The organism is Deltaproteobacteria bacterium, from assembly GCA_013151915.1.
Classification (GTDB): domain Bacteria; phylum BMS3Abin14; class BMS3Abin14; order BMS3Abin14; family BMS3Abin14; genus BMS3ABIN14.
The window spans coordinates 22386-43874 of record JAADHJ010000001.1; the positions used below are offsets into that span (position 1 = coordinate 22386).

The 21489-nt window shown below is 54.2% G+C and carries 20 protein-coding genes and 1 pseudogene; all 21 read left to right on the forward strand.

Annotated elements, in window-relative coordinates; translation table 11 throughout:
• The first annotated feature begins 35 nt into the window (after positions 1-35).
• The 21 genes and pseudogenes from GXP52_00090 to GXP52_00190 all read left to right on the forward strand — a co-directional run bounded on the left by GXP52_00090 (position 36) and on the right by GXP52_00190 (position 21488).
• A complete protein-coding gene (locus GXP52_00090; GenBank protein ID NOY85690.1) occupies positions 36-1982 on the forward strand; it encodes an ATP-dependent metallopeptidase FtsH/Yme1/Tma family protein in 1947 nt (648 codons plus the stop codon).
• A complete protein-coding gene (gene folP / locus GXP52_00095) occupies positions 1945-3147 on the forward strand; it encodes a dihydropteroate synthase (GenBank protein ID NOY85691.1) in 1203 nt (400 codons plus the stop codon). The genes GXP52_00090 and folP overlap by 38 nt, the downstream gene beginning before the upstream one ends.
• Entirely contained in the window at positions 3147-3983 is an 837-nt protein-coding gene (locus GXP52_00100; GenBank protein ID NOY85692.1) for a TIGR00159 family protein, read from the forward strand. Before folP ends, GXP52_00100 begins: the two co-directional genes overlap by 1 nt.
• A complete protein-coding gene (locus tag GXP52_00105; GenBank protein NOY85693.1) occupies positions 3949-4632 on the forward strand; it encodes a hypothetical protein in 684 nt (227 codons plus the stop codon). Before GXP52_00100 ends, GXP52_00105 begins: the two co-directional genes overlap by 35 nt.
• 62 nt (positions 4633-4694) lie before the next feature.
• On the forward strand, positions 4695-6062 hold the full coding sequence (locus tag GXP52_00110; protein ID NOY85694.1) for a phosphoglucosamine mutase: 1368 nt from the start codon (positions 4695-4697) through the stop codon (positions 6060-6062).
• 60 nt (positions 6063-6122) lie between these two features.
• Positions 6123-6866, forward strand: coding sequence for a pyridoxine 5'-phosphate synthase (locus GXP52_00115; protein NOY85695.1), 744 nt, complete (start codon positions 6123-6125; stop codon positions 6864-6866).
• The gene (acpS, locus tag GXP52_00120) at positions 6863-7240 is read left to right on the forward strand and encodes a holo-[acyl-carrier-protein] synthase (protein NOY85696.1); all 378 of its coding nucleotides are present in this window, start codon (positions 6863-6865) and stop codon (positions 7238-7240) included. The genes GXP52_00115 and acpS overlap by 4 nt, the downstream gene beginning before the upstream one ends.
• Position 7241: 1 nt before the next feature.
• The gene (locus GXP52_00125; GenBank protein NOY85697.1) at positions 7242-8795 is read left to right on the forward strand and encodes an NAD(P)H-hydrate dehydratase; all 1554 of its coding nucleotides are present in this window, start codon (positions 7242-7244) and stop codon (positions 8793-8795) included.
• 21 nt (positions 8796-8816) lie between these two features.
• On the forward strand, positions 8817-9272 hold the full coding sequence (locus GXP52_00130) for a CBS domain-containing protein (protein ID NOY85698.1): 456 nt from the start codon (positions 8817-8819) through the stop codon (positions 9270-9272).
• 193 nt (positions 9273-9465) lie between these two features.
• Positions 9466-9981, forward strand: a complete 516-nt coding sequence (gene tsaE / locus GXP52_00135) for a tRNA (adenosine(37)-N6)-threonylcarbamoyltransferase complex ATPase subunit type 1 TsaE (GenBank protein NOY85699.1) — start codon at positions 9466-9468, stop codon at positions 9979-9981.
• A gap of 69 nt (positions 9982-10050) precedes the next feature.
• Positions 10051-11220: an aminotransferase class I/II-fold pyridoxal phosphate-dependent enzyme gene (locus tag GXP52_00140; GenBank protein NOY85700.1), complete on the forward strand. Its 1170-nt coding sequence runs from the start codon at positions 10051-10053 to the stop codon at positions 11218-11220.
• A gap of 51 nt (positions 11221-11271) precedes the next feature.
• Complete coding sequence (locus GXP52_00145) at positions 11272-12294, forward strand: aspartate-semialdehyde dehydrogenase (GenBank protein NOY85701.1); 1023 nt, start codon at positions 11272-11274, stop codon at positions 12292-12294.
• 123 nt (positions 12295-12417) lie between these two features.
• Entirely contained in the window at positions 12418-13227 is an 810-nt protein-coding gene (locus tag GXP52_00150; protein NOY85702.1) for an energy-coupling factor transporter transmembrane protein EcfT, read from the forward strand.
• Between the two features lie 115 nt (positions 13228-13342).
• Positions 13343-14116, forward strand: coding sequence for a tRNA pseudouridine(38-40) synthase TruA (gene truA, locus GXP52_00155; protein ID NOY85703.1), 774 nt, complete (start codon positions 13343-13345; stop codon positions 14114-14116).
• Between the two features lie 456 nt (positions 14117-14572).
• Positions 14573-15736, forward strand: coding sequence for an ABC transporter substrate-binding protein (locus GXP52_00160; GenBank protein NOY85704.1), 1164 nt, complete (start codon positions 14573-14575; stop codon positions 15734-15736).
• 147 nt (positions 15737-15883) lie between these two features.
• Complete coding sequence (locus GXP52_00165; protein ID NOY85705.1) at positions 15884-16777, forward strand: branched-chain amino acid ABC transporter permease; 894 nt, start codon at positions 15884-15886, stop codon at positions 16775-16777.
• A gap of 103 nt (positions 16778-16880) precedes the next feature.
• Positions 16881-17897, forward strand: coding sequence for a branched-chain amino acid ABC transporter permease (locus GXP52_00170; GenBank protein ID NOY85706.1), 1017 nt, complete (start codon positions 16881-16883; stop codon positions 17895-17897).
• A gap of 20 nt (positions 17898-17917) precedes the next feature.
• Positions 17918-18169: pseudogene (locus GXP52_00175) on the forward strand (ATP-binding cassette domain-containing protein).
• A 270-nt stretch (positions 18170-18439) separates the two neighbouring features.
• Positions 18440-19096, forward strand: coding sequence for an ABC transporter ATP-binding protein (locus tag GXP52_00180; protein NOY85707.1), 657 nt, complete (start codon positions 18440-18442; stop codon positions 19094-19096).
• A 261-nt stretch (positions 19097-19357) separates the two neighbouring features.
• Positions 19358-20062 carry an ABC transporter ATP-binding protein gene (locus GXP52_00185; protein ID NOY85708.1) on the forward strand — a complete coding sequence of 235 codons (705 nt, stop codon included), beginning with the start codon at positions 19358-19360 and terminating at the stop codon, positions 20060-20062.
• Between the two features lie 31 nt (positions 20063-20093).
• Positions 20094-21488, forward strand: coding sequence for a VCBS repeat-containing protein (locus GXP52_00190; GenBank protein NOY85709.1), 1395 nt, complete (start codon positions 20094-20096; stop codon positions 21486-21488).
• Position 21489: the final 1 nt, after the last annotated feature.

A 21489-nucleotide genomic window follows, 5' to 3' on the forward strand; every position in this document is an offset into this window, starting at 1 on the left:
TATAATTTAACTAAAGAAAATGGAGGTAGCTACCCTTGAACAACTTCTTTCGTCATCTCTCATTATGGGTCGTTATCGCACTGGTAATGATCCTGCTATATAACCTTTTTTCCGTCCGGCCGCAGCAGATAACCGAATTGGGATACAGCGACTTCCTCTCCCGCGTCGAGAAAGGTGACGTCCAGGATGTCCTTCTCAAGGGAAAAACAATCACGGGCGAGTTTACCGATGGGGGGCACTTCAAGTCCTACGCTGCGGATGATCCCAATCTCGTCTCTTTCCTGAGGGGCAAGGCAGTAAAAATTAATGCAGCGCCGTCCCAGCAAAGTCCATGGTATGTAACCATCCTGGTTTCGTGGTTCCCCATGCTTTTGCTGATCGGGGTCTGGATCTTTTTTATGAGGCAGATGCAGGCGGGGGGCAGCAAAGCCCTTTCATTTGGAAAGTCGAAGGCCCGTCTGCTGACGGACTCCTCGGTAAAAGTCACTTTTGAGGATGTGGCCGGTGTAAACGAGGCCAAGGAGGAACTGGAAGAAATTATCGATTTTCTTAAGGATCCCCAGAGATTCCAACGACTTGGAGGCAAAATTCCCAAAGGTGTTCTGCTCATGGGGCCTCCAGGAACGGGCAAAACCCTGCTTGCCAAAGCAATTGCCGGTGAGGCGAGCGTCCCATTTTTTTCCATCAGCGGGTCCGATTTTGTGGAAATGTTCGTCGGCGTCGGAGCCTCCAGGGTCAGAGACCTCTTTGAACAGGGGAAGAAAAGCGCGCCGTGCATTATTTTTATCGATGAAATTGACGCCGTCGGTCGTCACAGGGGAGCCGGCCTGGGAGGCGGGCACGATGAGCGCGAACAGACCCTCAACCAGCTTCTCGTTGAGATGGACGGGTTCGAATCCAATGAGGGGGTAATCCTTATTGCGGCGACCAACCGCCCCGACGTTCTGGACCCCGCCCTCATGAGGGCGGGGAGGTTTGACAGGCAAATAGTGGTCCCGAATCCGGATGTCAAGGGACGGGAAGGTATCCTGCTGGTTCATGTAAAGAATATTCCCATGGATGAGGATGTGAACCTCGAGGTCGTCGCGCGAGGGACACCCGGTTTTTCGGGGGCGGATCTTGCCAATCTGGTTAACGAGGCTGCGCTGTTGGCGGCGCGCAGGGACCGGAAGGCTGTTGTCATGGAAGATTTCGAGGACGCCAAGGACAAGGTCCTCATGGGCGTCGAGCGAAAGAGCATGATTATCAGCGATGAGGAAAAGAGGATAACGGCCTATCATGAGGCGGGGCACACGCTTGTGGCCAAGATGATCCCCGGGACCGATCCCATTCACAAGGTTACCATTATTCCCAGGGGTAGAGCCCTGGGCCTCACTCAGCAGCTTCCCATCGATGAGCGGCACACGTATCCCATGGACTACCTGGTGGATCGGATTTCCATCCTCATGGGTGGCCGTGTTGCCGAGGAACTGGTGCTCAAACAGCAGACGACCGGTGCCGGAAACGACATCGAACACGCGACGGAACTCGCCAGGAAGATGGTGTGTGAATGGGGGATGAGCGAGACGATGGGACCGCTGACCTTTGGAAAGAAGGAAGAGCAGATCTTTCTGGGCCGTGAGATCAGCCAGCATCGCGACTACAGCGAAGGCACAGCCATCAAGATCGACGAGGAGGTCAAAAAACTGGTCCAGAATGCACATGACAGGGCAACTGAAATCCTGCGTGACAATATAGAGATCCTGCACAGTCTGGCCAACATTCTGCTGGAACGGGAGGTCCTCGACGGGGTTGAGATAGAGGCGATTATCAAAGGCGAAGAGCTGCCCGCGCCCAAGAGGAACAATACACATAAATCAGAGGAACAACAGATCGAGACACCGCCTGAAGACTCACCGGCAGAACCGTTGGAAGAGCCGGAGACCGATTCCCCGGAAAGTTCAGATGACACTGCGACCGAGAATCCTTCGTCTGACTCCTGAAGGTGTCCGTGATGAAATGACCCGTCTGGGTGTTGATCCTGAGGGGAGCAGGATCATGCAGGGCAAGGCCTCCCACCGTCTGATTCGAGTTGATGCTTTGGATCTCAGAGCCGCCCTGATCCTCAAGCAGGATATGCTTTCCCTCGGCGGAGATGTGGCGCTGCGGCGTGACGCCGCGGGGTTGACCATTGACAGGACGCCGGCTTTGATCATGGGCACTTCCCGCCAGATTGGGAAGCTGATCAAAAAGCTGAAGGGGCAGCCGTTCGGTCTCGGGGACCTTGCCGACTCATTGGCTGAGGTCGTGAAAACCCTGGGTCCTTCCCGCCGTTTTGTCGTGAATGGCCGGAACCTCCTGGAGGATGGCAAGACCCTTGTCATGGGGGTTCTCAACGTCACGAAGGATTCCTTCTCGGATGGCGGACGCTACATCGATCCGGCAGCAGCTGTCGCCAGAGGATTGGAGATGATCCGGGAGGGTGCCGACATCGTGGATGTCGGTGGAGAGTCCACCAGACCAGGCGCTGATCGGGTGGACCCGGAGATGGAGTTATCCAGGGTAATTCCCGTTATTGAGGAATTGGCCGGTAAGGGGGTTCCCGTTATCTCTGTTGACACCACGAGGGCGTTGGTGGCCGGGAAGGCCCTTGCCTCCGGCGCCTCGATCATCAACGACATAAGCGGGATGTCCTTCGACAAAAGAATGAAGCCCGTAGTAGGGGAGGCTGGTGCATCCGCCATCCTCATGCATACCAGGGGAAGGCCGCGGACCATGCAGGACAACCTCACATATGATGACCTCCTGGCGGAGGTTTACTCCTTTCTTGAAGGGGCTGTGTGTCAGGCGGAGGCGGCAGGGACCCCGCGCGAAAGGCTCTGTGTGGACCCGGGGGTCGGTTTCGGGAAAAACGTGGCCCAGAATGTGGAACTTATCGCCAGGACGGGAGAATTGAGGTCCCTCGGGACAGCCGTCATGGTTGGGGTCTCCAGAAAATCGTTTATCGGAAGCATCATCGGAACCGAGGTGACCGACAGGTTGGAAGGTTCTGTAGCCGCGGCGTCGGCAGCTGTGCTCAGTGGGGCCGACATGGTCAGGGTTCACGATGTGGCGCAGACGGTCAAGGCAGTGAAGGTGATTGACCGGATCAAGGTACGGGTAAACTGATGTCGGCCGTTTTGGAGTTTCTCAAAAGCCTCAGGTGGCAGGATTTTGCCGACATCGCCGCCGTAACGGTGGTCCTCTACTGGCTTCTGGCCCTTATCCGAGGGACCAGGGCCATCCAGATGGTTTTCGGGCTCGTTATCCTTGGGATCGCCTATCTGTTCGCCCAGAGCACCGAACTCAATACACTCACCTGGATTCTTCAGAACTTCCTTGGATCCATCGTCATCGTCATCGTTATCCTATTCCAGAACGAGATAAGAAGAGCACTGGCCCTTGTCGGGTCCAACCCTTTGACAGGGACCAATCCGCGGGAGCAAAAGCATCTTATCGAGGAGGTTGCCAAGACCGTCGCGGCGCTATCGAACCGCCGTATCGGGGCACTGATCGTTCTGGAACGTTCCACGGGGCTGAAGAACTACATTGAGAAGGGATTGGCCATCAATGGAAATATCAGCAAGGATCTTCTTATGTCAATCTTCATGCCCTTTTCGCCGATTCATGATGGCGCGGTAATAATAAGCGGCGGCACCGTGGCCGCGGCCCGCTGCTTTCTCCCCTTGACCCTTAATCCCCGCCTGGAAAAGATCCTGGGGACACGTCACAGGGCCGCCTTGGGGCTTACAGAGGAGACAGACGCGGTTGTTGTCGTCGTCTCGGAGGAGACCGGGAAAATATCAACAGCGTGCGAGGGAAAGCTGTATTCGCGCCTGGAAACGGATGAACTGAAGAGAATGCTGGAAAAACTCCTGGCCGGAAGCGGAAGACCGCGGAAGCCCGGGCACTGGTGGGAGAGATTACGCCTTGCTGTCGGTACTGAAAAAAAACCTGCCGCTTAAACTGTTTTCCCTGTTTTTAGCCCTTTTCCTCTGGGTCGTAATCAACAGGGGTACAGGGGGCAAAGAGATGGAGGTCAGCCTGGGAATTCCCCTGGAACTTCATAATCTTCCGTCGGAGATGGAGGTGGTTGTGGGGCCTGTGGAGAGGGTGGATGTCCGTATCTCCGGACCCAGAAGAATCGTCTCCCGAATATCCCAGATGGGGATTACCATTCCCCTGGACCTGAGCGGAGCCGTGGAAGGGGAGACGACTTTCGAACTTTATCCGGGGGATGTCAAGGTTCCGGAACGAACAACCGTAACGAGGATCAGTCCCTCTTCCGTGAGTCTCAAACTTGAGAGGACCATCCAGAAGCGGCTGCCTGTGCACCTTGTGGTTAAGGGCAAACCTGCTGAAGGGTTTATGGCAGGGGACCCTGTGGTCGATCCGCCGACCGTTGAGATCCGCGGCCCGAGCTCCCAGGTAAAGCCCGTCCGTTCGGTTAAGACAGCTCCGGTGATCATCGATAATGCGGTTGAGACCGTAACGATGGATGTGTCCCTTGTAATGCCTGATCCGTTGCTGCGTGTTGCGGGAAAGCCCAAGGTCACCGTCACCGTACCCATAACGCCCATAAAGACGAAGATCAAGGAAGGGAATCAAAATTGATCAGAAAATGAAAGCCGCCTGGAAGAATATAGCTAATGTAAAAAATGAGGTAAATATCATAAATGTCTAATAAAAGAGAGCTTTTTGGCACTGATGGAGTGAGAGGAGAGGCCAACCGATTTCCTGTTGTGCCTGAAATTGCCCTTAAACTGGGTATGGCCGCAGGGGTTTTTTTCCAAAACCAGAAGGTCAAACCGAGGATTATTATCGGAAAGGATACCAGGCTTTCCGGCTATATGCTCGAATCGGCCCTGATGTCCGGCATATGTTCCATGGGAACGGACGTTTACCTGGTCGGTCCTTTGCCTACCCCCGCCATCGCCTTTATTACCCGTTCCATGCGGGCCGATGCAGGGATCGTGATTTCCGCATCCCACAATCCCTTTCAGGACAACGGGATAAAATTTTTCGGGCGTGACGGTATGAAGCTTCCCGATGCCGATGAGGCGCAAATAGAACAGCTCATGGATCGTGAAGACCTCCCCAGACCGACCCATTCTCACGTCGGACGGGCCTTCCGTTTAGACGATGCAGAGGGACGCTACATCGTTTTCGCCAAGTCCAGCATACCTAAGGATATGACCTTTGACGGTATTAAAATTGTCGTGGACTGCTCCCACGGAGCCGCCTACAAAGTGGCCCCCGCCATCTTTTCCGAGCTTGGAGCCGACGTCATTACCATTGGCGACGATCCGGACGGCATGAACATAAACTCCGGATGTGGTTCAACCAATCCGGAGGTGATGGCCGGCAAGGTTGTCGAAACCGGGGCCGATCTGGGCCTGGCATTGGACGGTGACGGGGACAGGGCGATTCTGGCCGATTCCAGTGGTGAGATCGTCGACGGTGATGACGTCCTCTTTATTTGCGCCTCCCGGATGGACGAGGGTAAACTTCTTTCGGGCCATACCATGGTTGGAACTGTAATGACAAACATGGGCCTTGAGATCAGCATGAACAGCAGGGGCATCAAGGTCATCCGAGCTCCGGTTGGAGACCGCTATGTTCTCGAGGAGATGATTCGCGCCGGCGCTGTTGTCGGGGGAGAACCCTCCGGACATATAATTTTCCTCGACCATACCACCACGGGTGATGGGATAATCACCGCTCTTCAGGTTCTCAAAGTCATGGTGAAAACCGGCCTGACCCTCAGTGAGTTGAGAAGCGGATGGGTGCGATATCCCCAGGTCATGAGAAACCTCAAGGTTAAGAGTAAACCACCTCTTGAGGACCAGGCGTGGTATCGGCAGATCATCCTGGAGGCAAGAGAGGCCATGGGGGAGGGGCACCTCCTCAGCCTGAGGTATTCCGGAACCGAACCTCTCCTCCGTGTGACCGTATCGTGCGCTTCGGGACGGTTGGCCGAAGAGGTTTCCGAGCGGATATGTGATGAGCTGTCCGGGCGCCTGGGGTGTGGAAATCCGGAATAAGAGACTTTTTACGAGGTTGTCAATGGGAAAACCCAGAAGAAAGAGGGTGACGGAATTATGATGGGCGGAACCGCTGAAGGATACGTAAGACTGGGGGTCAATGTTGACCACGTAGCCACAGTCAGGCAGGCTCGGGGAATCCAGGTGCCCGATCCGGTGGAAGCGGCTGTCCTGGCCGAATTGGCCGGGTGCGACGGGATTACGGTGCACCTGAGGGAGGACCGGAGGCACATTCAGGACCGGGACCTGTTTATCCTGAGGAAGACGGTAAAAACCAGACTCAATCTCGAGATGGCAGCCACATCGGACCTGGTGAAGACCGCCTTGGAGGTAAAACCGGATTCCGCCACCCTGGTTCCGGAGCGCAGGGAGGAGCTGACGACGGAGGGGGGCCTGGAAGTGGGTATGAACGTCGACTTCCTCAAAAAAACCGTTCGTCTCCTCCAGGATGCCGAGATACGGGTGAGTCTTTTTGTGAATCCCGACATTGACCAGATCAAGGCATGTCACAGAATAGGTGCAGACGCTGTGGAGATCCACACGGGAAAATATACCGATGCCAAATCCCCTGAGGATGCTGAGACCGAATTTCAGCGAATCCTTAACGCGGCCAAGGTCGCCAGCAAGCTGAGGATGGAGGTCGTGGCGGGACACGGGCTTGATTACAGGAATGTTCGAAGGATCGTTGGTATTCCAGAGGTTATCGAGGTGAACATCGGCCACAGTATAGTAGCCAAGGCCATTATGGTCGGGATTGAGAGGGCCGTCCGTGAGATGAAGACGGTGATAGGAGGGGCATCATGATTGTTGGCGTGGGGCTGGATAATGTGCAGACCAAACGTATGCAGGAAGTGCTCCTTAAGTGGGCCGACAGGGTGGAGAACCGCATATTTACGGAGGAGGAGTTAGCCTATTCCAGGACCAAGGGGGAGCCGCATTTCCACCTGGCGGCACGGTTCGCCGCCAAGGAGGCCTTTTTCAAAGCGCTGGGCAAAGGATTGAGCGAGGGCATGTCCTGGACAAATGTTAATGTCCTGAACGATGAACTGGGAAAACCGTATATTACCCTCCGCGGACGGGCCAGGGAACTGGCGGATTCCATGGAGGTGAAAATTACACACCTGAGCCTGACGCATACCGACGAATCCGCCATAGCGGTTGTCATTTTGGAGAAGTGATTTGAAGCTGGTCACCCCTGCGCAGATGAGGGAGATCGACTCCAGGGCCATACGGGAGCTCGGGATTCCATCCATGGTTCTTATGGAAAATGCGGGTCTTTCTCTTGTTGAAGAGGTTGAGAAACGCCTTTCCGAAGGACCCGGGAAGATATCGGTTATCTGCGGGCCCGGGAACAATGGAGGCGATGGCATGGTGGCTGCCAGGCACCTCGCTGACCGGGGGCACGAAGTGCTGGTGTTTCTGGCCGCGCGAAAGAGTTCCTTCCGTGGGGATGCGAGGGCCCAACTTCGCATTCTAAGGAAGCTGGGCATACCTGTCCGGGTAGTCGGTTCTCCCGCCGACGTGGAAATGGAGCGAAGGCGCCTGGAGAATTCCGACGTCGTCATCGACGCGCTTTTTGGTACGGGCCTCCACAGGGAGATCGATGGGCTGCCGGCGGAATCGGTCAGGGCCATAAACGCCTGTCCGGGCATTGTTATCTCCGCAGACATCCCCTCCGGTATCAACGGTAAAACCGGTTTTCCCATGGGTGAGGCTGTGACGGCTGACGTGACGGTGACTTTTGCCTACCCTAAACTGGGGCTCGTTCAATATCCTGGAGCTCATTTCGCCGGAGAAATCGTTGTTGCCGATATCGGCATCCCCCGGGCCGCGGAAATCGGAACGGAGTTTCCCGGGAAAATTTCGGGGCCCGAAACGGTCACTTCCGGCTTTTCCCGGCGATGGGAGGATTCCCATAAGGGTACCTTCGGACACCTTCTGGTCTGTTCCGGGTCCATAGGGAAAACCGGCGCCGGAATCCTTGCGGCAAAGGCCGCTCTTGGCTCCGGGGCGGGTCTGGTGACCCTCGCTCTGCCCGTGTCTGCGGTTTGGGCGGTGGATGCCGCAGTTCCGGAGGTTATGACGGCCCCGATTCCTGAAACCAGCGATGGAACCCTCTCCGCCAACGGGAAGAATGCCTTGAAACAGCTTATCGGGGAGAGGGACGCCATGGCCATCGGACCGGGACTCACAGTGCAGGCAGAGACCGCGGCCCTGGTGAGGGATGTTCTCTCCTGGGACGGATTTCCCGTCGTGGTTGATGCCGATGCCCTGAACGCCCTGAGCGGAAATCCGGAATATCTGCGCAAAAGGAGAGGGGAAACGGTTCTGACACCCCATCCAGGGGAGATGGCCCGGCTGCTTGACTCAAGCACATCCATGGTCCAGGGGGATCGGGTGGGGGCAGCCCTCTCCTGCTCCAGCAGGTCCGATTGCGTTGTCGTTCTTAAGGGTGCCGGGACGGTTGTGGCCGCCCCGGATGGTAGATTTTTCATTAATCCCACAGGAAATCCAGGCATGGCGACAGCGGGCGCCGGTGATGTTCTGACCGGGATGATCGGTGCTCTCCTGGCCCGGGGCGAGGATGCCCTTACAAGCGCTCTGGCTTCCGTTTATCTTCACGGGGTTGCCGGCGACCTGGCCGCTGAAGCGTTAACCCAGCACAGCCTGACGGCCGTCAGCATCCTTGACAACATCGGCCCGGCGTTGAGAAGCGAGGATGTGGATGGGTGATCTAGCCATATGGAGTTGCCGATGTTAAAAGCGTCACAGATGATGAAAAAAACGTTCCTGACCGTTTCTCCCGATATGGGGGTTGAGGAACTCGCGCGGCTCTTTTCAAGGCGGCATATTACCGGGGCGGTCGTGGTGGACAAGAAGGGTAAACTTCTTGGGGTAGTGACCGGAAGCGACCTCATCGCCAAAGAGAAGAACCTTCACCTGCCCACGGTCGTCTCGCTCTTCGATGCGGTGATCTACCTGGAGAGTTCCGAGCATTTCAAGGAAGAACTTCATCGGATGCTCGCCAGCAAGGTCGATGATATCTATACCAGGAACCCGGTTACCATCAAACCCGACACCACCCTGCCTGACATCGCCACCCTCATGACCGAGGATGGTATCCATTTTCTGCCCGTTATGGAGAACGGTCACGCCACCGGTATTGTTGGAAAACGGGAAATTATCAAAGCTCTAGCTTCAACCGGTTGATGACTTCGTAAGAAGTCATCAACTCAGCGAAAATCAGCGTGCATCAGCGGCCAATAAGCCTTAAAAATTCCTTTACCGCAGATGAACGCGGATAATATTTAACCACTGCGCCCATTAAGGGGCGCCCAAATCGAAGATTTGTGAGGAAAGTGGAAATGACATTTTTCGCTTTCCGTGGAGTAAAAAGCCATAAATGGACTTTTTACGACCCTGCCAGAGGATGAACGAGTCTGAGTCTCTTTGCATCACCGGGCCCGAGGAGATGCTGGTCCTGGGGATGACCGTTGGAAAGCATGTATTCGATGGCGCCGTCATTGGCCTCTCGGGGCCTATGGGTGTGGGGAAGACGACCCTTGTACGAGGTGTAGCGGAGGGTATGGGGATCACCGAGGGACATTCTGTTTCCAGCCCGACATTCACCATCCTGCAAAGCTATCCATGCCGTGAGTTGACCCTGTACCATCTTGACCTCTACCGGATTTCGGGAAGAGAGGACCTCGATTCCACCGGCTACCGGGATGTCTTCGGCGGCAGCGGAGTCATCGTCATCGAATGGGTTGAACGGGAGCCGGACTCCATGACCCCCGAGAACCTGATAATTGAGATGGAATATGAAGAGATCGGCAGGAAGGTTGTTTTTTCCCCGAAAGGAGACGCATACAGATCACTGGCGTCCTCGGTTATTGACGAGTATCTCATACTTCATTGACACCTCCCGGGCCTGGTGATAAGAAAATGTCCTTCTTTGGTATGGATCAGCTCACGGAAAGGATTCCCAATGGAAGAGTTCTACCGAATAAAAAGACTGCCGCCCTACGTTTTCAACATTGTCAACGAGCACAAATACAAGGCCCGGGTCAGGGGTGATGATATCGTTGATTTCGGCATGGGCAACCCCGATCTTCCTACGCCTCCCCATATCGTTGAAAAGATGCTTTCGGCCGTAAAGGACCCACGGAATCACCGATATTCCGTCTCCCGAGGGATATATAAACTTCGATCCGCAATGGCCGACTGGTACGACAGAAGGTACAGCGTGAACCTGGACCCTGATACCGAGGTAGTTGCCACCATCGGTTCCAAGGAGGGTATTTCACACCTGATCCTCGCTATGGTAGCGCCCGGAGACACCGTGATTGTCCCGGATCCATGCTATCCAATCCATTTTTACAGCGCGGTCATCGCCAACGCCGACGTCAAAAGCGTCCCCAGTCTTGGCAATGAGGATGACTTCCTCGCGGGAGTGGAAGAAACGATCAAGGGTACATGGCCGAGACCGAAGATCCTCATGCTCAACTATCCCAATAACCCCACGACCTATACGGTCCAGCTTTCCTTTTTCGAAAGGGTAGTTGAATTGGCCAGGGAGTATGAACTGTTCGTGATCCATGATCTGGCCTACTCGGATATCGTCTTTGATGGCTACAGAGCTCCCAGCCTGCTTCAGGTGCCGGGTGCAAAGGATATCGGCGTCGAGATATTCACACTTTCGAAGAGCTACAATATGCCGGGGTGGCGTGTGGGGTTCGTTGTGGGAAACCCGAGGCTTGTAGGGGCCCTGGTCCGCATAAAGAGTTATCTGGACTATGGGATGTTTCAACCTATCCAGATAGCTTCCATAATAGCCCTGAACGGTCCCGAGGAGTGCGTCAAGGAGACGGTTGAAATTTACCGGCACCGCCGTGATGTCCTCGTTGAGGGGTTGAATCGGATCGGGTGGGAGGTGGAAAAACCTAAGGCGACGATGTTCGTATGGGCCCCCATCCCCGAAAAATTTCGTGAGATGGGAAGCCTTGAATTTTCACTCATGGCCATGAAAAAAACCAAGGTGGCTGTATCTCCCGGGATCGGTTTCGGTGCCGGGGGTGATGGTCATGTACGGTTCGCTCTTGTGGAGAACGAACACAGGACGAGACAGGCTGTTCGCGGGCTGCGTGCGCTGTTCTAAACATAAGTAGAGAACATGGGACTCCGGTCCCTGGAACGAGGGGAAGTTCAGATGGGCAAAAAAAATTTTTCGGTGGCTGTCGCCGGCGCTACCGGCGCCGTGGGAGAACTGATGATTAAAGTCCTCCAGGAGAGGAACTTTCCGGTCAGGGAGATCCGTTACCTCGCTTCGTCCCGTTCCAAAGGAAAAATCCTCAAGTGGAGGGGTGAAGATGTGTCCGTCAGGGAACTGACGAAAGACTCATTTTCCGGGGTTGATATCGCACTGTTTTCCGCCGGTGGTGAAAGAAGCCGGGAATTTGCCCCGGCGGCGGTGGAGGCCGGGGCGGTGGTCGTGGATAACTCGTCGGCGTTCCGAATGGACAGGGATGTGCCCCTGGTCGTCCCCGAGGTCAATCCCGGGGACGCAGGACAGTTTGCAAAGAAAGGGATTGTGGCCAACCCGAACTGTACTACCATTATCATGGTAGTGGCGCTCAAGCCCCTTTACGACTACAGTCGGATCAAAAGGGTTATCGTCTCAAGCTACCAATCAGCAAGCGGCGCCGGAGCCAAGGGCATCGAGGACCTGAAAAAACAGACGAGGGACTGGAGTAACGGTAACCCACTGGAGGTCCAGGCATTTGCTCATCCGCTGCTCTTTAACGTGATCCCGCACATAGATTCCTTCCTTGAAAATGGCTATACCAGGGAAGAGATGAAGATGCACAACGAGACCCGCAAGATGTTCCATGACGATGAGATCCAGGTTACCGCAACCTGTGTCAGAGTGCCGGTTCTGACTGCCCATTCCGAGGCTGTGAACATAGAGACCGAAAACGAGATCACACCGGAAAAGGCCAGGGAAATTCTGTCGGCCGCTCCCGGGGTTGAAGTGCTCGACGACCCGGCGGGAAATAAATATCCGATGCCCATCTATAGCGCCGGCGGTGACGTCTGCTACGTGGGAAGGATCAGAAAGGATTATTCCACAGGGAACGGCCTGGCATTCTGGGTTTCGGGCGACCAGCTTCGGAAGGGCGCTGCGACCAACGCCGTCCAGATTGCGGAGATCCTTGCCGAGAAGTACCTCTAGGAGCCTGGTGGAGAACCCTGCCGGACTCCTAACGCGCCCAGTGAAAATGACACTTTTCGCTTTCCGTGGAGTAAAAAGCCACGGATGGACTTTTTACGACCATATCTAAAGTGGCCATAAAAAATGCGCTGGTTTCAGGACATCACTCTGGGCAACTATTATCCTGCCGAATCGGTCGTGCACCGCCTTGACCCGCGTCTGAAAATGACCTCCATGGCCTTGTTGATGGGTATGACCTTCGCCGTCAGCAATCCGTGGGCTGTTTTGTTGCAATCATTCGCGCTTCTTGCGGCTGTATGGCTGTCCCGAATCCCCATGACCTATTTCCTGAGGAGCCTGAGGTTCTTTGTCTGGCTCTTTTTCTTCACGGCGGTTCTCCACCTGTTCTTCACCCCCGGAGAGCCCATTCCCGGCAGCCCTTTTCTGGGATTTATCCGGATCACACACGAGGGGATAGCTGAAGGCGGGCTCATATCATGGAGGCTTATTACGGTTATCGCCCTCTCTTCCCTCCTGACCGCCACCACTACCCCCCTTGAGATAACCAGGGGTATGGAATCCATCCTGTCACCGCTGGAGAAGCTGCGTTTCCCCGTTCAGGATTTCTCCCTCATGATGATGATGGCCATCAGGTTTATTCCCGTGCTTTCGGATGAAACCCAGAAGATCTGGAAAGCGCAGAAATCCAGAGGGGCCGATCTGGGACACGGAGGGATAAAGAGAAGGGCCAACGCTCTTGTCTCCATCCTGTTGCCGGTTTTCGTCGGCCTCTTCAGACGAGCAGATGACCTGGCAAAGGCCCTGGAGGCGAGGGGATATGTGCCGGGGGGGCGCAGGACAAGCATGAAGCAGCTTCTCTGGACCGGCAGGGAGAGCCTGGCCCTTATCGTAATCCTTATCTGGGCATCGGCGATTCTGACCCTCCAGTTTTGATGACTTTGTAAAAAGTCATCAACGCGCCCAGTGAAAATGACACTTTTCGCTTTCCGTGGAGTAAAAAGCCACGAATGGACTTTTTACGATCTAATTCAGATATGGCTTTGAACCCGTGAAAAGGCTTGTACTTACCATCGAGTACGACGGGACCTTCTTCCACGGCTGGCAGGTACAGCCCGGCCTTCGGACTGTCCAGAGGGATATGGAGAATGCGTTGACCTGTATGATGGGTCAAACGATCAGGGTGTCAGCCTCGGGAAGAACAGACGCCGGTGTTCATGCCCTTGCGCAGGTGGCCCACTGTGATGTTCCCAAAAGGATTCCACCTGAAAACGTAGCGCTGGGGTTAAACAGCCTCCTGCCCGGAGATGTGAGGGTGGTTGACTGCAGATGGGCCCCCGAGGGTTTTCACTCGCGTTTCAGCGCAACTGGGAAAAGATACCGTTATCTTATCCTCAATCGTCGGAAACCCACGGCTCTCCTCAGAAACAGGGTATGGAATGTCCGGCATCCCCTGGATCTGGAGAGTATGAGGGCAGGCGCTTTTCACCTCATAGGGGAGAAAGATTTTTTCGCCTTCCGGTCCTCCGGAGATCCCGGAACAACTGTGAGGGAGATGAGGGAGATCTCCATCGAACAGAACGAAGATATCGTCACCATCTTCTTTGAGGCCAATGGATTTCTCAAACACATGGTCAGGAATATCACGGGCGCTCTCGTTGAAGTGGGAAAAGGCAGGATGTCGCCGGGGGACCTGAAGAAACTCCTGGATGCCGGGTCCCGCCTGAATGCTCCCCGTAAAGCTCCCGCCCAGGGGCTGACCCTGATGGAAGTGTATTACCAGTCCAGAGTCCAGTGTCCAGAGCCAACAGTCCAGAGTCTGTAGGGGAAAAGCGGATGCAAAGGCTTGGTCTAACATGGATGGAGGGGATAAGGCAAGCAATGGAGAAAAGCAGGCTATGGGCTATGGCCAATAAGCCTTAAAGTCATTTACCGCGGATGGACGCAGATGGACGCGGATAAGGTTTTGCCACAATGATCAGGTTTTAGTTTTAGACCTATCAGCGGAAATCAGCGTACATTTATTATTTTGCCGTCATTGCGAGAAGCATCGAGGCAGACGAGAGTAACGCGGCAAGCATTGAACGTTCTTTTTCTCTGTCACGTTGAACTTTGAACGTTGAACATTCTTTATACTGCACCTATAGCCTGTTTAATCCATGAGGGTGGCATCCCTATTGACGACTTCACAAAAAATCCTTATGCTTCCGCAAGGCCTTTTGTTTAATAGTCCGGGAAATTGGGATGGAGAAAACCAAACGGGATAAAATAGGAGAGGGTTATGATGAAGAAAAAAAGCTTGGTCTGGAAACTGGCATTAGTCGCAGTGGGGCTCACCTTTATTTTCGCTGCGTGTGCGAAGAAAAAGGAAGAGGCAAAGGTTGAAAAGGCGATTAAAATCCCTGTCGCTTCGCCCTTCACCGGGCCGCTCGCAACATTCGGTGAGGGTGTTAAGAACGCCGCCCTGCTGATGGGTGAGGAAGTTAACGCCGCAGGTGGGATCAACGGACGAAAGGTAGAGATCGTTCTCGGCGATGATCTCTGTGATCCAAAGGAAGCCGCCAACGTCGCCACCAAATTCGCCGCCGATCCTGATGTCTACATCGTCATCGGGCATCTGTGCAGTTCCTCCACCATGGCCGCCCTTCCCATCTATAAGGAAGCCAAGCTTCCGGCCATCTCCCCGGCGAGCACAAACCCCTCCATCGGGAAGATGAGCCCCTACTACTTCCGCGACGTTTACAAGGATGATTTCCAGGGTGTTTTCCTTGCCAAGTACGTCAAAAAAGCCATGGGGTGGAATAAAATCGCTGTTTTTTACGAAACCAACGATTATTCCATAGGTCTGAAGAACGCCTTCGAGGGCGAAGCCAAGACCCTGGGAATTAAGATCGTCGGCGAGGAGGCCTATACCAGCGATACGACGGACTTCACCCCCCAGCTCACCAAGATAAAAAGTTCAAAACCCGACGCAATCTTTATCCCCGGATACGCGCCTCAGGCAACCCTCATTATCTCGCAGGCCGCCAAACTCGGAATGAAGGTAGGGTATTTCGGTGCCGACGGTCTGGATGACAAAATTATGCTGGAAAACCCCGATGCCGAGGGGCTCCTCATTACCAGTCCCTTCCTTCCCGACAAGGCCGGACCGGGCGCTCAGGGATTTATCAAAGCCTACAAGGCAAAGTACGGTGTGGAGCCGAACTGGTTTGCCGCCAACACCTACGACGCCGTTGGGATGGCTGTGCAGGCTATCAGGAAAGTCGGCACGAACAGGGAGAAGATCAGGGATTACCTTGCGTCCATGAACTCTCCGGAGAAAGCCTACAAGGGCGTGACCGGCGCCACCTATTTTGACGAGAATGGAGACTGCCTTAAACCAGCTTTTGTCAAGACAATCCGCAACGGAAAATGGCTCAGCGCTGAGAAACAGATGACGGACTGAGTTCCGTGCAATTTGGACAGGAAGAAACAGGCGGGTTCAGGCACCTTTTGCCCGCCTGTCTCTTTTTGTCTTTTTCAAGGATCCTTAACAATGTTAAATAGATATTAATGAGGTAAATCAAGATTGTCCCACGCCTTTCTGGATTCCATCTCCCTTTTTGGACAGCAGGTAATAAATGGGATTACGTTGGGATCGGTATATGCTTTGATAGCAGTGGGCTACACCATGGTCTATGGTGTTATAGAACTCATTAATTTCGCCCATGGCGAAGTTTACATGATGGGAGCGTTTTTCTCCTTCACCATGGTAACTTCCATGGGGTTGAGCATCTGGGTGGCGTTCCCGGTGGCCATCGCCCTCTGTGCCGTCATGGGGGTCATCCTGGATATCGTGGCATATCGGCCCTTACGGAATGCGCCTCGATTAGCCGCCCTTATTACAGCCATCGGGATGTCGATTTTCCTTCAGAACCTTGCTCTTGTGATCTGGGGAGCGGAGATAAAATCCTTCCCCCGGGCCAAGTTGCCCCCCATTTTCTCAAAGGTCGCTTTAACCATCGGAAGCATACAGGTCACCTGGCTCCAGGTCTTTATCCTTGGCGTTGCAATCGTGATAATGGCCGGACTGCACGCCATAATCCACCGGACCAAGGTGGGAACCGCCATGCGTGCCATCGCCCAGGACAAGGTTACAGCTTCCCTTATGGGCATCAACGTCAATCGCGTCATCTCTTTTACCTTCGCCATCGGTTCGGGCATGGGCGGTGTGGCCGGCATCCTCGTGGGGATGTACTACAACGCCATCTGGCCCACCATGGGGTACATCGCCGGCATCAAGGCGTTTGCGGCCGCCGTGCTCGGGGGCATAGGTTCCGTCCCCGGCGCCATGCTCGGCGGCGGAATATTGGGCATGGCGGAGGTCATGGGCGCCGGATACATATCTTCGCCATACAGGGATGGGATCGCCTACGCTGTAATGATACTTGTCATCATATTCAAACCGGCTGGTTTACTGGGCAAATCGACGGCGGAAAAGGTCTGACATGTCATTGAGCTTTCATAGGTTCAATCCAGGCAGATTGCTGAGCGGAAAAACGGCTGCGGCCTGTTTTCTTTTTTTCGTAGTCATTTTCCCCCTCCTGCCCATGGGAAGCGGTAAATCCTATTTTCTCAGAATCCTCACCTTAACCATGCTGTACATGATCCTGGCATTGGGTCTCAATATTGTTGTCGGGTTCACCGGGCTGCTGGATCTTGGATACGTAGGTTTCTACGGGATCGGCGCCTATACGGCTGGGCTGCTGACTGTTCACTATGGGATCTCCTTCTGGGTGATACTTCCCCTGGCAGCCATGAACGGGGCCCTTTGGGGGATTCTTCTTGGTGCGCCCACCCTCAGGCTTACCGGGGATTACTTTGCCATTGTTACCTTCGGTTTTTCCGAGCTGGTGGTCCTCCTTATCAGAAACGAGATATGGCTGACCCGGGGTCCAATGGGATTGCCGGGGATTAAGCCCCCTGTTTTTTTCGGCCACGTTCTGAGGAGCGGATGGGAGTTTTACTTCCTTATCCTCGCCCTTCTCGGCCTGGTGCTCTTTGTTGTCCGCCGCATCGAGGACTCGCGACTCGGGAGGGCATGGTTCGCCATCAGGGAAGATGAGATAGCGGCCGAATGTGTGGGCATCAATATCATCAACTACAAGATTATCGCTTTTGCCATCAGTGCCTCCATCGGGTCTTTGGGCGGTGCGTTTTTTGCCCGATGGTTTCTTTTTATTCACCCGGACATGTTCAAATTCTGGGAGTCCATCCTGATCCTTTGTCTTATTGTTTTCGGTGGTATGGGAAACATAAAAGGGGTCCTTTTCGGCGCCGGCATTCTTATCCCCATGACTGAGGTGCTCAGGTCCGTGCTCCAGAGTCTTCCTCGAATCATGTCTTATGTGGGTATCCACATACCGGTTGAAGCGGCCCAGAACCTGGTCCAGGCCAGGTACCTGGTTTTTGGACTTATCCTGGTATTGATGATGAGGTTCAGACCCGAGGGCCTTTTTCCCGTTGCCCGGATCAAGGCTGAAATGCATCCGGATGACTCCGAGCGGGATGCGGAAGATGATTCTCTTTACGACATGAGGTCAATAGACAAGGTGAAGGACATCTGACGGTGGTTGAGCGCAAAACATTGCTTCAGGGTTCTGGTATCGGGAAGGTCTTTGGGGGGCTGGCGGCGCTGGAGAATGTTGATCTCACAGTCAACGAGGGTGAGATCGTAGGCCTCATAGGACCTAATGGCGCGGGTAAAACCACCTTCTTTAACTGCCTTACAGGCATTACCATTCCATCCTCGGGAACGATCAATTTTATGGGTGAGGATCTGGTTCCGCCGCCGAGGATCAACCTTCTGACCCGGCTTGCCGGGATGAGCCGATTTTTTATTTTAACCTCTATACTATGGACAGTTCTCATGTTGTCCACCTACCTGGACAGTGTCGAGTTTCAGACTGAGTTTGTCATTGCGATGCTGTGTGTAGGAGCTTTCCGTCTTTTTCTCGGAGCAAGGCTTCGGCACGCTGTGCCCTGGACAAGAGGGGTTACCCTGCTTTTTGCCACCCTCGATGCGGGAATAGGCGCGGTTTTGCTGGTGAAGTTTGCCGAGTCGTATACCGATAAATCCTTCTTTGGATTTTTTCCTCTGGAGTATTTCATGATTCCCACGGCGATTCTCATGATCTCCTACCCGGGGTATTATTTTATTAACCTCCTGAGAAAGGACGTAAAATCACTTTTTGGCATCTTCACCCGACCTGACGCGGTAACCAAACTCGGCATAGCCAGGACCTTTCAGAATATCCGTCTCTTTTCCAACCTGTCGGTTGTGGAGAATGTGATGCTGGGACGGCACTGCAGGACCTCAACCAACGTCTTTTCCATAGTTCTGGGCACAAAGTTTCAGCGTAAAGAGGAGAGGGAAACGAAGGAATGGGCCATGGAAACCCTGAAGTTCGTCGGTCTTCGGCACAAGGCCGGGTTCCTGGCATCCAACCTGCCCTACGGTGAACAGCGCACCCTCGAAATTGCCCGGGCCCTGGCCACCAATCCAAAGGTTCTTCTGCTGGACGAGCCTGCCGCCGGAATGAATCCTCAGGAGACCGCCATGCTCATCCGGCTCATTGAGAGGATCAGGAAAAGCGGTATAGCCATTCTCCTTATCGAGCATGACATGAAAGTGATCATGAAGATTTCAGATCGGATCATTGTGCTTGATCATGGCCAAAAAATCGCCGAGGGTGAGCCGGAGGTGATCAAATCCGACCGTCGTGTGGTAGAGGCCTATCTGGGGTCGGCATATGCGGCGAAGTAGTCACGCCAATGGCGTGACCACCACAGTGCAGCCACTCACAGGCTGCCCCACGGGGTTTAAAAACAGGGTTTAAAAGGAGGTAAATAAGGTTTAAAACTACTAATCTCTGGTTTTACCCTGTGTAACTCTGTGTAACCCTGTGGTGTGACCTTCGAACGGTCACGCTGTGGTAAATGGGCTTTGGAAGTGTCTATTATTTCACCATGGTTTCACATCAGGTATTCATTTACAGGATGATCCTTAACGAGGTTGTCAAAACCGATGCTGAAAGTTGATGGGATTCAGACCTTTTACGGAAACATTCAGGCCCTGAAAGGGATCTCTTTTCATGTTGGTGCCGGCGAGATCGTCACCCTGATCGGCGCCAACGGCGCCGGGAAATCCACCACTCTCATGTCCGTCTCGGGGGTATATCACCCTAAAAAGGGGTCCATCATGTTTCAGGATGTGGAGATCGCCCGGTCTCAACCTGACGCCATAGTAAGGATGGGGATCTCACAGGTGCCTGAAGGAAGGCGTATATTTCCCCATCTCACGGTGAGGGAAAATCTCCTCCTGGGTTCCTACATCCGCAAGGACAGCGAGGGTGTGAAAGAGAGCCTCGAAATGGTTTTTGAGCTCTTTCCGGTAATGAAGGAGAGAAGGAACCAGGATGGTGGCACACTCTCCGGCGGAGAGCAGCAGATGCTGGCAATCGGCAGGGCCCTGATGGCAAATCCGAAGCTTCTTCTTCTTGACGAACCATCTCTTGGACTCGCTCCCATTGTCGTTGAAAAGATCTTCACCGTCATTCAGGAGATCAACAAGCAGGGTACCACCATCCTCCTCGTCGAGCAGAATGCCTTTATGGCCCTTCAGGTTGCCCAAAGGGGGTACGTTATCGAGACAGGGAATGTTGTCCTCGAGGACACCTCGGACGCCCTCCTGAGCAACCCCAAGGTCAAGGAAGCGTATCTGGGGGAGTAGGTGAGCCGTCCCGGGGTGAAGGAGAGTTGTCATGAACAGGATTCTCTTTGGAATTACGCTACCGATTTTCGTCCTGTCAATGACGGTTGCGCCCGCTCCGGCCTACGAGCCTGTTTACCACAGCCTGGAGCAACCCCGTGGCCCCATGATGGGAGGACCATTGGAGTCTAACCCCATTGTTTATTTAAACGGGGATATGACGGGCGGCAAAAGCATAAGGATCAGGACAAACGAACGCCCCCGGTGGATCGTCTCGGGGGACCTTGACGGAGACGGGGCGGACGAGGCCCTGGTACTTTTCGATAATGGCTCGCTGCGCCTTCTGCGGCCCGAAGATAAAACCATCAGCACAAGGTGGACGGTTGAAGGGATCTCCGCACAAGCTCCACCCGTCATCCTTCATTCAAAAACCGTTGCAGTCAATGAAAAGATCATTGCCGTCAGTGATCATGGAGTCCTGCAAACGCTTGGTTCAGAAAGGGGCCGATCAAGCAGGATCGCCGATGGTTTTTCCCTTCTGACCCCTCCGGTTGCAGTCGATCTGGACGGGGACGGGACCGACGAGATCGTGGGGGTTAGTGATGAAGGCCGCCTTACCGTCGTTACCGGCAGGAACGTCACAAGAACGGACAACAGCACGGTCCTCCTTCCCGATACGCGCATTTCGGCGGCGGACCTTAACGGTGACGGAAAACTCGAGGCGGTTGCCTTTTCCATGCCTACCGACAGGTTCAGTTTTGGACGCCTGGGTGATGAGACAGAGGCCCAAGGGGTCGCGGTCTTCTCCTGGGACGGAAGTATCATCAAGCTCCTGGATGAATTCAAACTGGATTCCTCAGAAGCCTTCGAGGATCTCACGCCCGTTCTCGCGGATGTCTACGATGGACCTGGAAAGGAGATCCTGGCCACCGTCACCAACGAGGGGGAAGGGTCCTCGATCAGAGTCTTTTCATTTGCAAAAAGACGGTTGACGGAAGTCAGGACGAGTCCTGTGGCAGCCGACAAATCATTTATTCAGGTCCTTGGAAAATCGGCATTTGGAGATGAGAACCGCCAATTTATTATTACAGTGGCCAACCCCTCGGGAATGGGCGATCTGGAGCTGTTCAGGACCGATCTGGCTACGACCCGGCTGGTCCGAAAGAACAGTATTTCAACCCATATTGCCGGATCACGTAATCTGGACCTGGCTCTCATAGGCGATTTCAACAATGACGGGTACAATGACCTGATCGCTCCTGATGAAACGGGAAAGACTCTTGAGCTCTTTTTCCTTGAGAAGAACCGTATCAAGGAAACGCCTATCCTTGTCAGCGGTAAAAGGCTTTCGACGAACCTGTGTTCGGGTGATTTTAACGGTGACGGGAAAGGCGACCTCGCGGCTGGATACGAGGACGGAACCATAGTCTTTCTACTGGGACGGTAGG